A 13,635-nucleotide genomic window follows, 5' to 3' on the forward strand; every position below is an offset into this window, starting at 1 on the left:
ATGCTTAAAGTCCTGATACTGTTTCTCCTGCTGATTGCTGGCGTGGTGCTTGGCCCAATGCTGGCCGGCCACCAGGGTTATGTGCTGATCCAGACCGATAACTGGAATATCGAAACCAGCGTTACCGGCCTGGCCATCATCCTGATCCTGTCACTGATCGTTATCCTGGTGGTGGAGTGGGTGTTGCGTCGCCTGTTACGCACCGGCGTCAGAACCCGTGGCTGGTTTATGGGCCGTAAGCGTAACCGCGCGCGTAAGCAAACCAATGCTGCGCTGGTTAAGCTGGCTGAAGGAGATTATCGCCAGGTTGAAAAACTGCTGTCGCGCAATGCTGACCATGCGGAACAGCCCGTGGTGAACTACCTGCTGGCAGCAGAAGCCGCTCAGCAACGTGGTGACGAAATTCGTTCCAACCAGCACCTTGAACGTGCCGCGGAACTGGCGGGCAGCGATCAGCTGCCGGTGGAGATCACCCGCGTGCGTATTCAACTGGCGCGTAATGAAGATCACGCCGCGCGTCATGGTGTTGATCGACTGCTGGAAGTGGCTCCGCGCCATCCTGAAGTGCTGCGTCTGGCTGAGCAGGCTTACGTGCGGACCGGTGCCTGGAGCGCCCTGCTGGATATCCTGCCTGCGATGGAGAAATCCCAGGTGTCGGATGAAGCGCATCGTCTGGCGCTGCAACAGGAAGCCTGGCTGGGCTTAATGAACCAGGCAATGGCCGATCAGGGTAGCGATGGATTGAAACGCTGGTGGCAGGATCAGAGCCGTAAAACGCGCAATGAGACGGCCCTGCAGGTTGCCATGGCGGATCACCTGATCGTCTGTGATGACCACGAAACGGCGCAGCAAATCGTGCTGGATGGCCTCAAGAAGGCCTATGACGAGCGTTTAATCCTGCTGATGCCACGCCTGAAGACCGGCAATCCGGAACAGCTTGAGAAAGCGCTGCGCCAGCAGATCAAACAGCATGGTGCCACACCATTGCTGCACAGCACGCTGGGTCAGCTGCTGATGAAGCATGGCGAGTGGGAGCAAGCAGCCGAGGCCTTCAGAGAAGCGCTTAAGCAGCGTCCTGATGCCTTTGATTACGCCTGGCTGGCTGACACGCTGGATCGTCAGCATAAGCCAGAAGAAGCGGCACAGATGCGGCGTGACGGGTTGCTGCTGACCCTGAAGAACGCACCGTAATCCTGCGTCCTCCAGATAACCGGGCCCTGTGCCCGGTTTTTTTATGCCTGATTTCTGGCAGACAGACAAAAAAAACACCTGCCAAACTGGCAGGTGTAAAGATCAGGTCGGTAAGACAATTTGGCTGGTACCTGACTCAACGTATTGTCCCTGGACTCCAGTAAGGCCGAAGCGAGACTGGCGGGCGGACAACAGGTACCGTAAAGGGCTCTGCATCATTCCTGGTTTATGAAGCGTTAACAATCATAAGGAGTGGAATGAGCATCTACAGTGGTGATATTGCAGGAGACGTGCCAGCTTTATCGACACCACTGAAAAATATATTAACTCTTTGATAGTTAGCCATTTTATTCACATCGACGTGAGTCAAACACCGTTCTGGCCGTTGGCATTTAACGACAAACGGTTGTACGGGCGTCGTGGATTAACGACAGCGAAAATGAAGTTGAGTAAAGGCTTTAATAAACAACGAATTAGCTGTCTCTTAACGGAGACAAAAAACGGGAAGAAACGACAGGGCTGCGGATAGCGAATGGCGGAAAGCAAAAAACCCCGCCAAAGCGGGGTTTTTCTAAATTGGTCGGCGAGAGAGGATTCGAACCTCCGACCCACTGGTCCCAAACCAGTTGCGCTACCAAGCTGCGCTACTCGCCGAATACTGCTGGCACTTCATTACTGCTTTTTACTGCTGCTAAGATCCGTGGACCTTAAGCAAAAAAACCTGCCTCGGCAAGTCTTTGAAAGTGGTCGGCGAGAGAGGATTCGAACCTCCGACCCACTGGTCCCAAACCAGTTGCGCTACCAAGCTGCGCTACTCGCCGAATACTGCTTACTGCTTCACAATACTGCTGATTTTGTTGGTGCGAAGGGAGGGACTTGAACCCTCACGTCCGTAAGAACACTAACACCTGAAGCTAGCGCGTCTACCAATTCCGCCACCATCGCGTACCGGACAAAATCTGGGGTGGCTAATGGGACTCGAACCCACGACAACTGGAATCACAATCCAGGGCTCTACCAACTGAGCTATAGCCACCACATCTACTGCTGTACTACCGAACTTCTTACTGCTTACTACCTAACGCGGTAAAACTACCACCGCAGCTCTTGCTGCACTAAATTAATGGTGCGCCCGACAGGATTCGAACCTGAGACCTCTGCCTCCGGAGGGCAGCGCTCTATCCAGCTGAGCTACGGGCGCTTAGCGCCGTTGCGGATGGGCATACTACGTATTTGAGCCGATCCTGTCCAGTGCTTTTTATCACTAAATATCTTGTTTGATTACGCTTTGTGCGTTCTGTCTAAATGGCGAACGTTTTCACCCGATTTCCGGGCTAAAACGTTCAGCATTCAGCCAACCGCCGGCAAACAAATACGAAAACTACAGATCGCCACGCCAGTGATAGTTCAGATATTTCAGCAGCCTGAGCTGCCTGCGCAGACGTGATGGCTGCATAATAAGCCGGTAGAGCCACTCCAGGCCCATTTTCTGCCAGATCTTAGGCGCACGCTTCACATGACCGGTAAAGACGTCGTAGGTGCCACCCACGCCCATATACAGGGCTTCTGGCCAGACGGCCTTGCAGTCGCGCATCAGAATTTCCTGTCGCGGCGATCCCATCGCCACGGTAACAATCTTCGCGCCGCTCGCGGCAATTCGGGCAAACAAGGCTTCGCGGTCTGCCGGCGCAAAATAACCGTCCTGCGAACCGACAATGTTCACATTCCACTGACGACGCAGCTTATCTTCCGTTTGTGCCAGCACCTGAGGCTTGCCGCCAATCAGAAACACCGGCGTGCCTTCGCGTCCGGCACGTTCCATTAATCCTTCCCACAAATCGGCACCGGCAATGCGGGAGACTTCCGCCTGCGGATATTTTTTGCGTACGGACCGCACGATGCTGATGCCGTCGGCGTACTTAAATTCCGCTTCGTCGATCAGCTGGCGGATCGCCGGCTGGCTTTCGGCGGTCAGGACTTTCTCCGCATTAATCGCCACCAGCGTGCCGGTCTTGAGGTTTTTTCCCAGATAGAGATAGTCAAGAAACGCAGCCATATCGCGAAAACCGAGCAGCGTGAAGCCGCGGATTTGGTATAGCGGTACTGAATCCACAATCGGTTCCTTCAGGTCAAATGCAACAAATCAGGCCCGCAGGCCTGAGAAAATTAGTCATGTAGCGCGACCGGCATTTTACGGGGGCGGATCAGACCTGCCGCATCAAACAGCCAGAACAGCAGTTTCGCCAACACCACCGCCACCACAAAGATCAGGCAGAAGAACACCACTCGCGAAGCGAAAGAGTCCAGGCCTTCACGTGCCAGCACAATCATATTAAACACCGCGCCAAAGCAGAAACTTTGTAGGATCGCAGCCTTGTAGCGGTTGGTTTCCTGCTGTCCCTTTTGATAGAGCCAGTCGAACCATTTAATGATCATCCCCACGGCTACCGCGCCCGGCGGGATAAACCACGCGCCTCCCATCACCACCAGAGAGCCTATCAGCGTCGGCGAAATTGCCAGCCCGGAATGGTTATCCAACACCTCCCAGGTGAAATAATTGCCGCTGTTTAACACGATGGAGGGCCGGTCGGGCCACAACCAGCTGGGGATAAACACGTAAAAATCACGAACAATCGGTGCCAGTCCCTGGAAATCAATTTTGTCGTAATTTTGCAGCAGCAGGCCGAGGTTTTCCCATGGGGAGAAGGTGTCCCTCGTCAGATACAGGAAGGTATAGAACGCTTCAGAGCCACTGACATCGAGGTTATAGCGGCGCAGCGCCAGCCAGAACATCCCGACCACGGAGAACACACCCGCCATCGCCAGCATCCACAAGGAGATCCAGCCGCGAATAATGCCGATAAACAGGAACAGCGCAAAAGCGATGATGATATTTGCCCGCGTCCCACCCACTACCGCATAGGTCAGTAAACCAAAGGCGACGGTCGCCACCAGGAAAAACAACCAGTTACGGAATCCGGGTTTGAGGAAATAGACCACCAGCATCGCCGGGATAAAGAAGTAGAAAAAGCGCTTCAGCGCGACGCCTGACACTTCGGCAGAAAAGATCTGGCTGTAACTGTGCAGCTTAAAAAGCAGGAAGCCGTTGTGCAGGAAGAATACCGCCACCGTGCCCAGCGCTATCGCCGCCAGAATGCCCCAGGTTAAATGCGCTTCGACCCGGTTGATGGTGAAAAACTGCCGGCTGGGTTGGGACGAGGCTGGCCGCAGGCGTGTTTTATAGCTGACATAGTAAATGGCATAAAACCCGGTAGCGGAAAGCAGCGCCTCGAGCAGAAATTCAGGGGGAACCACCTCAACGTTGAAGCCGAACACCAACATGCAGGTCAGCGGGAAGCCGAAGTAAAATGTCAGCAAAAATAGCAGTGAAAAGAAGACGTTGAAGTTGAACTTTACCCGTCGAAATTCCTTCCAGGTCAGCGTCAGGATCAGCCCCAGCGACAGCAGCCAGACCACCAGCAGACCAGCAAATTGCATCAGCGTCATGCCTTCTCTCCTTCAGCCTGGGCCAGCGCCGTTTTCCAGCCGTCGAGATAAGCAGGCTCAAAAAAGGCAATCGCGGGTTTATCCAACAGGGACATTTGCCGTTTTGCTTCGCCAACCACCTGTGCATCCAGCGAATCGCCGGCAAACAGCACGGGCACCTGTTGCTCGGTCAAATCCTGCCAGAATGGGTTTTTACGGTTAACCACAAACGGCACGTTGGCCTGGATCAGCAAGCATAATGTGCCAATGCCCTGCTGACGTTCAAAAATAAAATACCCCAGGTCGCAGCGCGAGATCAGCTGTAAATAAGTGGCGAACTCGAGCTTTTCCGTGAGGATCTGTAATCTTTCCGGCGCAAAAAGTGCCAGCCCGGCTTCACGCACGCGCTGAATGTAGGCGTCATTGTGTTCCGGGTAGCCCATCGGGACCACCACATTAACCTGACGACCAAACTGCTGATGGATCTCCTGCAGCGCCTGAATATGGCGATTACTTTCATCGCCAGAATTTCCTACCAGCAAGGTCATCTCTGGCTGCGTTTCGGCGGCAGGCAACGCCACCTGAGCCATTCGGGTCGGAAAATAGAGCAGTGCCGCTGGGACATCGGGATAGCGTTGCTGGAAATAGTTAATGTCGCCACGCGTGGCAAAAACCTGACCGACCCTTTTTTGCGCCAGCCGCCGCAGAAAATAGAACAGACGAAATTTGAGGCCACCGGCCTGTTCGTAGAGATCTGCGCCCCAGATATGCCAGTAAACCTGCGCCGGTTTAATCTTACCGAACAGGATCGCCAGCCACAGCGTGGGATTGAACTGTCCGTGGAAAAAGAAATGGGTTTGTCTGTCTGCCTGTGCAAGCGCGACGACCGCATCGGCAATGGCGCGTTTGTTGGCAAACCAGCGGATCGCCAACCGGCTGTAATCCGCGGCGGGTTCCCCAACCACCCAAAACTGACGAGGTTCCGCACGCGGCACGGCGTCGGCCACGCTGTCATTAAAAAAGCGCAGCACGGTTTGATTATGGTGTGGAATGGCAGAGCCGAGAACGTGAATCAATGTTGTCATACTTTTCTACGATAAAGAAAAAAGGTGCCTGCGCAGAGCGCAAAATAGACCATATACGTCGCCATATAGGCTTGTGCCGCGCCGGTGGCCCCGTGCAGCGGGATCAGCCAGCGCGCGAACAGCGTCAGCAGAATGAACTGGCTGATCTCGGTCAGGGCATAAAAACGTAGTGAGGCTTTGGCGATCACCAGATAACCAAAAACGTAGGAGCCTACTTTAAAGACATCGCCGGTCAGCTGCCAGATAAAGAGATCCCGCATGCCGGTAAACTGACTGGAGAACAGCAGCCAGATAGCCACGTCCCGCAACAGCCATACCATCAGGCTGACTCCCATCACCGCGGGCAGTACAAAACTCAGCGAGCGCAGGATTTCCCGGGAGATCTCTTTTTTGCTGGTCAGACGCGACAGCGTTGGCAGCAAATAGACGCTGAATGAGGCGGTGATAAATTGCAGATAGGCATCTGAAATGCTGGTCACCCCTTGCCAGAGACCTACCTGCTCCCAGCCGTTATGGTCGGCCAGCAGATTTCGCATCATGATCCATGCCACCGGCAAGGTGATGGAGGTCATCAGCGCCATCAGGGTGAACTTACTCAGATTGCGGGCAATCGCCCCATCCCAGCGAGGTTTGAAAAATCGCATCGGCAGATGATCACGCTTTGCAAGTAACAACGCCGCAGGCACCACCACCAGCGCAGGAACCATCGCCATGCCCACCAGCGCCCCGCTATAGCCGCCGATCCAGTAACAGACAAACCAGGCCATTACGCCAATCAGGCTGCCCAGGATCAGCGCCAGCGCATTGCCCTTCGCATCGCGGAAGCCTTTCACTACCGCCAGCGCCAGATTGGCCCAGGCAATGCCTGCCTGCAGGAAGGCGACAATACGCACCACGTTCTGGTAATCACTGTGGCCAAATAAGCCGACGCTAATCGGTCCGGCAAACAGCAAAAATACGATGGCCAGGAGAGTGGAGAAGCCCAGCACCATCGCCGAGGCGGTGCCCGTTACCGCCTGAAGTTGCGCTGGGTTTTGCTGATATTCGGCAACATATTTGGTCACACCGTTAAAAATACCCGCCCCGGCCAGCACGCCAAGCACGGTAATCAGCTGACGGAAGTTGCCTGCCTGACCAACGCCTGACGGGCCAAATGACACCGCCAGCATTTTGACCACCAGCAGACCGGCCGCAATTTTTACCAGCGTGGACGCTGCCGTCCACACCGACGCTTTAGCCAGCGACATATCAGGAAAAATAGCTCAGCAGGGAGTTAATCACCGTCTGCTGATTATTATCAGTGAGGTTATAAAACAGCGGCAGACGCAGCAGTCGTTCACTCTCGGACTGGGTGTAGCGATCTTCGCCGTGGAAGCGGCCAAAGCGCTGACCGGCAGGTGAAGAGTGCAGCGGAATATAGTGGAAGACGGCCAGGATTTCGGCTTCCTTCAGCCAGTTAATCAGCGCCGTGCGGTCGTCAATATCATGCAGCTTGATGTAAAACATGTGCGCGTTATGCTGACAGGTCGACGGGATGGTGGGCAGGGTAATCCGGCCGCTGGCCGCAATCGGCTGCAGCGCGCTGTAGTAGTTCTGCCACAAGCGCAGGCGCTGCGCGTTAATCGCCGACGCGGCTTCCAGTTGGGCCCACAGATAAGCCGCCTGCAAATCGGCCATCAGGTAGCTGGAACCAATATCGCGCCAGGTATACTTATCCACTTGCCCACGGAAAAACTGGCTGCGATTCGTGCCCTTCTCTCTGATGATTTCAGCACGCTCAACCAAAGCCGGATCGTTAATTAACGTCGCGCCGCCTTCACCGCCTGCCGTGTAATTCTTGGTTTCGTGGAAGCTGAAGCAGCCAATATGACCAATTGTCCCCAGCGCTTTGCCTTTCCAGGTGGACATCACGCCCTGTGCGGCGTCTTCAATCACAAACAGATGGTGTTTGGCTGCCAGCGCCATAATCACGTCCATATCACAGGAGACGCCGGCGTAATGAACCGGAACAATGGCTTTGGTTTTGTCGGTGATCGCCGCTTCAATCAGCGTCTCATCCATGTTCAACGTATCCGGGCGGATATCGACGAACACGATAGTCGCGCCGCGCAGCACAAAGGCGTTAGCCGTTGAGACGAAGGTATAGCTTGGCATGATCACTTCATCGCCAGGCTGGATATCGATCAGGATCGCGGCCATTTCCAGAGAGGCCGTGCAGGATGGGGTCAGCAGCACTTTTTTGCTGCCGAACTTATTTTCCATCCACTGCTGGCAGCGTCGGGTAAATCCACCGTCGCCGCACAGCTTGCCGCTTCCCATCGCCGATTTCATGTAGTCGAGTTCGGTTCCCACGATCGGTGGTGCGTTAAATGGGATCATAATGTTACCTGTAGAGCCAGTAAGCGGTGCGTTCTATAACACCCCCACAGCGATGATAGAGTCTGAGCGCGGGTAAGTTGCCCAGTTGAGTTGCCACATGCAGACGAGTCAGGCGTCGCGCGCGACACCAGTCGGACGCCGCTTCGATCATGCGCTGTCCCACTCCTAATCCCTGAGCTTCCGGTAACGTCGCCAGCAGCCCGATGCGCGCACTGCCATCCGACAGTTCACGTAGGGAGATAAACCCCTGCAGATCGCCCTGCTCATTGATAGCAAGCAGGCATTGATGATCAAAGGTGCCAAGCACCGCGTTTTCAATCCACTGAGCATAGAAACGGCCGCTGTCACCGGGCTGATACCAGGGCGCACGGAAGCGACTTTGCGCAAACGCGCCGCTTGCCGCTTCGCGTAAGGCAGGAATATGCTCTTTTCTGGCAATCCGGATCCCTTCAGGGCGGCTTGCAGAGGCAATGCCCAGCACAAAGTCGGCTTCCCCTTCCACCAGCTTAAAACCCAGCGCGCTGAGCGCGTCCAGCTCGGCGGTCTGCTGCGACAACACCTTCGCCTGAACGAGATCGTAGCCGGCAAACAGCGCGTCAGTTAATGGCGACCCATTCGCCTCAAATGAGAGCAAGCCACTGTTCACGCCAAAGAAGGTATTTTCCCAACTCAGCGGGTTGAGGGCTACCGATGGCATAAGCGCAGGCTGGCTGCTGGCACTCATTGCCAGACTCCTTTGGTATCCACTCTCTGATGAGCGTGGATTTGTGTCGCATCCATCGCTTTGAACTGCGCGTGATCGACCAGCATCACCAGCACATCAGCCTGCTTCAGGGCGTGATGCAGCCCAACCAGCTCAGCTTTACCGGCCAGTTTCTCCGGAAGCTGGTGAATGTTCGGTTCCACCACTAACGTGGTGCCGGAATGCCAGTCCGCGATCATTTCAGCCACGTGCATAGCCGGGCTTTCACGCAGATCGTCAATATCCGGTTTAAACGCCAGGCCAAAGCAGGCAATCGTCAGCTCACTGGCGCGCTTGTCGCTGGTGGTCAGACTCTCGGCTAATGCCTTTTTTACCTGCTCAAGGACCCACAGCGGTTTGCTGTCATTCACTTCACGCGCGGTGCGGATCAATCGCGCCTGTACCGGGTTTTGCGCCACGATAAACCAGGGATCGACGGCGATGCAGTGGCCGCCAACGCCAGGGCCGGGCTGCAGGATATTCACCCGCGGATGGCGGTTCGCCAGGCTAATCAGTTCCCAGACGTTGATCCCCTGATCGGCACAAATCAACGACAGCTCGTTGGCAAAGGCGATGTTGACGTCCCGGAAGCTGTTTTCGGTCAGCTTACACATTTCGGCAGTGCGGGAGTTGGTGACCACGCACTCACCTTCAAGAAAGATATTGTACAGGTCACAGGCAAGCTGCGAGCAGGCTGGCGTCATCCCGCCAATCACCCGATCGTTTTTGAACAGTTCGACCATCACCTTGCCCGGCAGAACACGCTCAGGACAATAGGCAATATGCACATCAGCCGCTTCACCAACCTGTTGCGGGAAGCTCAGGTCTTCACGAGCTGTCGCCAGCCAGGCCGCCATTTGCTCGGTGGCACCCACCGGAGAGGTCGATTCGAGGATCACTAAGTCCCCTTTCTTCAACACCGGCGCGATGGATTCAGCGGCCGCTTTCACCCAGCTGAGATCGGGCTGATGATCGTCTTTAAACGGTGTTGGGACAGCAATCAGAAAGGCATCGGCCTCTTCAGGTTGGGTTGCCGCGCGCAGGTAACCTTGTTCAACGGCGGTCTTCACAACCCGGTCGAGGTCTGGCTCAACGATGTGGATCTCACCGCGATTGATGGTCTCAACAGCGTGCGCATTGATGTCGATGCCAATGACCTTCTTCTGCCGTGAGGCAAATGCCGCTGCGGTTGGCAGGCCAATGTAGCCCAGGCCGATAATGGAAATGGTATTGAAAATCATAACGTAACCCGATTATTTTTTAGTGCCTGCACAATACGTTCGCAGGCCAGGCCGTCACCATAAGGGTTATGGGCACGGCTCATGGATTGATAAGCGTCTTCATCCGTCAGCAGGCGCGTGGCCTCACCAACTATCTTCTGTACGTCTGTGCCCACCAGCTTGACCGTTCCCGCCGCAACCGCTTCTGGCCGCTCGGTGGTTTCGCGCATCACCAGCACCGGTTTACCCAATGACGGCGCTTCTTCCTGAATACCGCCGGAATCCGTCAGGATTAGCCAGGAACGCACCATCAGCCAGACAAAAGGCAGGTACTCCTGAGGTTCAATCAGGAAGATATTGTCGATGCCGCTCAGGATACGGTTTACCGGCTCGCTGACGTTGGGATTCAGGTGAACAGGATAAACAATCTGAACATCAGGATGCAGGCGGGCAATTTCAGCCAGCGCGCTACAAATGCGTTCAAAACCGCCACCAAAACTCTCGCGTCGGTGGCCAGTGACCAGAATCATTTTTTTGTCTGAATCAAGGAACGGATAGCGCGAAGCCAGGCCTTCCCGTAGTCCTGTATCACCCAACACCCGATCTCTTACCCAGAACAGCGCATCAATCACCGAGTTGCCGGTGACGAACATCCGGTCACTGCGCAGGTTTTCTTTCAGCAGGTTCTGACGGGCATTTTCCGTCGGGGTGAAATGCCAGGTGGCAAGGTGACCGGTCAGCGTGCGGTTAGCTTCTTCCGGCCACGGAGAATAGAGGTCGCCGGTGCGCAGACCAGCCTCAACGTGGCCAACGGGGATGCGGTGATAGAATGCCGCCAGGCTGGCAGCAAAGGTCGTGGTGGTATCGCCATGGACCAGCACCACATCCGGTTTGAATTCAGCGAATACGGCCTTTAATCCTTCCAGAATCCGGCTGGTGATTTCAGTCAGTCCCTGACCCGGACTCATGATATTCAGATCATAATCCGGAACGATGGCGAACAGTTGCAGCACCTGATCCAGCATCTCACGATGCTGTGCGGTGACGCACAGGCGAGCGTCAATCTCGCTATCCTGCGCCAGCGCATGGACCAGCGGCGCCATTTTTATCGCTTCAGGGCGCGTGCCAAAAACTGTTAATACTTTCACAGTGACTCTCTTTCGTTCATCTGTCTGATAACAACAGGCCAGCCGCGGTTAGCGCGGTCGGCGTGCCAGTGCAATCCCTGCCCCAATTAAGGCACCCACAGCGCCCCACATAATCATCAAAAACAGGCGACGAGGGCTGTCGCGTTTCACCGGCTCCTCCGGTGTACGCAGATAGCGGTAAGTCTGGAAAGTAGTCACCAATGTTGGCCCGACATTCAGGGTCGACAACATGGCTTTGTTTTGATCATAGTCCAGATCGTAACCCGGTCCGGTCGCCTGCAGATTTTCCAGCCTGGCCTGCAGCAGCGGGCGACCTAACAGGAACAGTTCAGAATCGGGCAGCTGTTCGGAAGGGGTATCCGTTTTGGCCTGTTCAAAACCCTGCTGTTGGGCAATTTTCAACGCCTGCTGAACACTGTTCACCTGACGATCGTAGATCGCTTTCGCGACGGCTTCCTGCCTTTTAACCTGTGCTTTCATCTGGATGGTTCTGGCTGCCCAGGCACCGGTCAGCTCTTCATTTAGGTGCGTGGCCGCACGCTGGCTGGCGAAAGCCACATACTGGCGTAACAGCGTATTGGCATCTTTCGACGTCTCAGCGACCAGACGCACGGAATCATTGAGGTTTTTAGCGGCATCCGCCGGCTGATACTGAATGTTGGCAATCAGCTCGTCTAACAACACTGCGTCATCACGGTTGTTGCCATGCTGCCGCTGCTTGTAATAGTCCGTTTGCAGCCAGAATTCGCGACGGGTGTCATAGGCAGACAGTTGCATCACAAACTCCTGGTAGGCCTCAGCCATCACCGAAGGAGGGGTATCCGCAGACTGACTGGCGCGCAGATCCAGATTATTCAGGAATTGCTGTTGCGAATAGTAGCTGCTCAGCATGTTGACCGTCGGACGATCGGTAACCGCTGTGGTACTCCATTGCGGCGTCACCAACAGTGACCCGATCCAGGCAAGCAGGACAAACACCAGCGCCACGCCCGCAATCCATTTTTTACCCTGCCATAAGGTGCAGCAAAGCCCGCGAATATCCAGCTCGTTATGGGTAACGTCAGGATGCGTCATACTTCATATTCCTTGTTATCAGGGTCAGCTTTTCAGAGGTAATAAGCGCTTTACTGTGTCTGCCGTAAGCGTCTTTTGAAGCGTTTGATCATTCTGGCCACTCGCCATGCCCGCTTGATGCAGTAGCCGTAAAGCATAAAGGCCAGCAGGAACAGCACCAGCATCGCCCAGTCAGGGATAAAACTCAGCGACTCGCCCAACACGCCCACCGCAGCCAGCAACGCTGCCGCCAGCGTAATCAGGAAACACGCCTGCCTGGAGGTGAACCCGGCGCGCATAATCAGGTGGTGAATATGCTGCCGATCGGCGGAAAACGGGCTCATCCCTTTACTCAGGCGGCGGTACATAATAGCAACCATGTCCATCAACGGGATAGCAATCAGCCAGAGCGCGGTGACCGGGGTGATAGGGTGATACTGACCCTGTGTCGCCTCGAGCAGGATCCAGATGATAGTGAACCCAATCAGCGTACTTCCCGCATCGCCCATAAACACTTTATAGCGGCGACCGAACACGCCCAGGTTCAACAAGATATAGGGCACGATGGCGACAATCATGATGAAGCACCACATTGCCAGGCTCTGCTGGCCATCCAGTAACAGGATGATACCCATCGCGAGGAAAGTGACGCAGGACAGCCCACCCAACAGTCCGTCTATGCCATCCACCATATTAAAGGCGTTGATCGCTGCCCAGACGGCAAACAGGGTAAGGACATAACCAAAGGGACCAACAATCAGTTCCCAGGGACCAAAGATGTATCCCAGGCTGAGCAAGTAAAGCTTACCCATGCTCATCATCAGCACGGCAACAATGGCCTGGACAATAGCACGAATTTTGACGCTGATATCCCAACGGTCGTCGAGGGCACCGATCAGGACCAACATGCCAGCGCAGCAAAGATAGAGCAGAGCGTGGGGAATGTAGAAGTTAGTGATGGCAAAGCCAAAGCAGGTCCCGGCAAAAACAGAGATGCCGCCCACCAAAGGAACCACACCCTGGTGGCGCTTACGGTAGTTAGGCTTGTCTACCAGACCAACCTTTTTAGCTGCTTTACGGGCAAAAAAGAGGAAAACCATCGAAAAGACAAATATTAAAGCAAGCTCAGTACTCATATTGAGTAAATTCACATTAACCAGCTCTCTGCAAAGAATCTCGCAGTGTTATAAGCATTTTATGTGCCATTAACATCCGTTTAATTCTGATTTCTGTTGTGCGTGATGAGCATAAAACGGCTTAAAGTCCCTTTTTTGCTAACCGCACCTTTTGGTTTAATTCTCCAGTTGCTGAATATCGTATAGCCCATAAAC

Annotated in this window: 11 protein-coding genes and 5 tRNA genes; 1 reads left to right on the forward strand and 15 read right to left on the reverse strand. The window is 54.7% G+C overall.

All coding sequences use genetic code 11. The annotated features are described in order from the left end of the window. Window positions 1–1,191, forward strand: coding sequence for a protoheme IX biogenesis protein HemY (hemY, locus tag AC0IXH_RS16710; protein ID WP_013200244.1), 1,191 nt, complete (start codon window positions 1–3; stop codon window positions 1,189–1,191). Window positions 1,192–1,768: 577 nt separating this feature from the next. Here the strand turns inward: hemY and AC0IXH_RS16715 are convergent. The 15 genes from AC0IXH_RS16715 to wecA all read right to left on the reverse strand — a co-directional run bounded on the left by AC0IXH_RS16715 (window position 1,769) and on the right by wecA (window position 13,455). Next, window positions 1,769–1,845 (reverse strand) — tRNA-Pro (locus AC0IXH_RS16715). A 90-nt stretch (window positions 1,846–1,935) separates the two neighbouring features. Further along, window positions 1,936–2,012, reverse strand: a tRNA-Pro gene (locus AC0IXH_RS16720). A gap of 37 nt (window positions 2,013–2,049) precedes the next feature. After that, window positions 2,050–2,136: transfer RNA gene (locus AC0IXH_RS16725), tRNA-Leu, on the reverse strand. Between the two features lie 15 nt (window positions 2,137–2,151). After that, a tRNA-His gene (locus AC0IXH_RS16730) sits at window positions 2,152–2,227 on the reverse strand. A gap of 88 nt (window positions 2,228–2,315) precedes the next feature. Further along, window positions 2,316–2,392 (reverse strand) — tRNA-Arg (locus AC0IXH_RS16735). 180 nt (window positions 2,393–2,572) lie between these two features. Continuing rightward, entirely contained in the window at window positions 2,573–3,304 is a 732-nt protein-coding gene (gene wecG / locus AC0IXH_RS16740) for a lipopolysaccharide N-acetylmannosaminouronosyltransferase (protein WP_106382076.1), read from the reverse strand. A 53-nt stretch (window positions 3,305–3,357) separates the two neighbouring features. After that, window positions 3,358–4,698 carry an ECA oligosaccharide polymerase gene (wzyE, locus tag AC0IXH_RS16745; RefSeq protein ID WP_206404784.1) on the reverse strand — a complete coding sequence of 447 codons (1,341 nt, stop codon included), beginning with the start codon at window positions 4,696–4,698 and terminating at the stop codon, window positions 3,358–3,360. Next, a complete protein-coding gene (locus AC0IXH_RS16750; protein ID WP_471720737.1) occupies window positions 4,695–5,762 on the reverse strand; it encodes a TDP-N-acetylfucosamine:lipid II N-acetylfucosaminyltransferase in 1,068 nt (355 codons plus the stop codon). The genes wzyE and AC0IXH_RS16750 overlap by 4 nt, the downstream gene beginning before the upstream one ends. Further along, the gene (gene wzxE, locus AC0IXH_RS16755) at window positions 5,759–7,009 is read right to left on the reverse strand and encodes a lipid III flippase WzxE (protein ID WP_346600805.1); all 1,251 of its coding nucleotides are present in this window, start codon (window positions 7,007–7,009) and stop codon (window positions 5,759–5,761) included. Before wzxE ends, AC0IXH_RS16750 begins: the two co-directional genes overlap by 4 nt. A gap of 1 nt (window position 7,010) precedes the next feature. Further along, on the reverse strand, window positions 7,011–8,141 hold the full coding sequence (gene rffA, locus AC0IXH_RS16760) for a dTDP-4-amino-4,6-dideoxygalactose transaminase (protein ID WP_053142042.1): 1,131 nt from the start codon (window positions 8,139–8,141) through the stop codon (window positions 7,011–7,013). A 4-nt stretch (window positions 8,142–8,145) separates the two neighbouring features. Next, the gene (gene rffC, locus AC0IXH_RS16765) at window positions 8,146–8,865 is read right to left on the reverse strand and encodes a dTDP-4-amino-4,6-dideoxy-D-galactose acyltransferase (protein ID WP_013200238.1); all 720 of its coding nucleotides are present in this window, start codon (window positions 8,863–8,865) and stop codon (window positions 8,146–8,148) included. Beyond that, entirely contained in the window at window positions 8,862–10,124 is a 1,263-nt protein-coding gene (gene wecC, locus AC0IXH_RS16770; protein ID WP_134823181.1) for a UDP-N-acetyl-D-mannosamine dehydrogenase, read from the reverse strand. The genes rffC and wecC overlap by 4 nt, the downstream gene beginning before the upstream one ends. Then, window positions 10,121–11,251, reverse strand: coding sequence for a non-hydrolyzing UDP-N-acetylglucosamine 2-epimerase (wecB, locus tag AC0IXH_RS16775; protein ID WP_206404790.1), 1,131 nt, complete (start codon window positions 11,249–11,251; stop codon window positions 10,121–10,123). The genes wecC and wecB overlap by 4 nt, the downstream gene beginning before the upstream one ends. Before the next feature lie 48 nt (window positions 11,252–11,299). After that, window positions 11,300–12,325: an ECA polysaccharide chain length modulation protein gene (gene wzzE / locus AC0IXH_RS16780; RefSeq protein WP_346596385.1), complete on the reverse strand. Its 1,026-nt coding sequence runs from the start codon at window positions 12,323–12,325 to the stop codon at window positions 11,300–11,302. A gap of 50 nt (window positions 12,326–12,375) precedes the next feature. Beyond that, window positions 12,376–13,455: a UDP-N-acetylglucosamine--undecaprenyl-phosphate N-acetylglucosaminephosphotransferase gene (wecA, locus tag AC0IXH_RS16785; protein WP_106382082.1), complete on the reverse strand. Its 1,080-nt coding sequence runs from the start codon at window positions 13,453–13,455 to the stop codon at window positions 12,376–12,378. Window positions 13,456–13,635 lie beyond the last annotated feature (180 nt).

It is taken from the genome of Erwinia sp. AC075 (assembly GCF_979253995.1).

Excerpts from the sequence above, each read along its gene's own strand:
- rffA (WP_053142042.1), bottom strand. The coding sequence starts at position 8,141 with ATGATCCCATTTAACGCACCACCGATCGTGGGAACCGAACTCGACTAC.
- rffC (WP_013200238.1), bottom strand. The coding sequence starts at position 8,865 with ATGAGTGCCAGCAGCCAGCCTGCGCTTATGCCATCGGTAGCCCTCAAC.
- wecC (WP_134823181.1), bottom strand. The coding sequence starts at position 10,124 with ATGATTTTCAATACCATTTCCATTATCGGCCTGGGCTACATTGGCCTG.
- wzzE (WP_346596385.1), bottom strand. The coding sequence starts at position 12,325 with ATGACGCATCCTGACGTTACCCATAACGAGCTGGATATTCGCGGGCTT.
- AC0IXH_RS16750 (WP_471720737.1), bottom strand. The coding sequence starts at position 5,762 with ATGACAACATTGATTCACGTTCTCGGCTCTGCCATTCCACACCATAAT.
- wzyE (WP_206404784.1), bottom strand. The coding sequence starts at position 4,698 with ATGACGCTGATGCAATTTGCTGGTCTGCTGGTGGTCTGGCTGCTGTCG.
- wzxE (WP_346600805.1), bottom strand. The coding sequence starts at position 7,009 with ATGTCGCTGGCTAAAGCGTCGGTGTGGACGGCAGCGTCCACGCTGGTA.
- hemY (WP_013200244.1), top strand. The coding sequence starts at position 1 with ATGCTTAAAGTCCTGATACTGTTTCTCCTGCTGATTGCTGGCGTGGTG.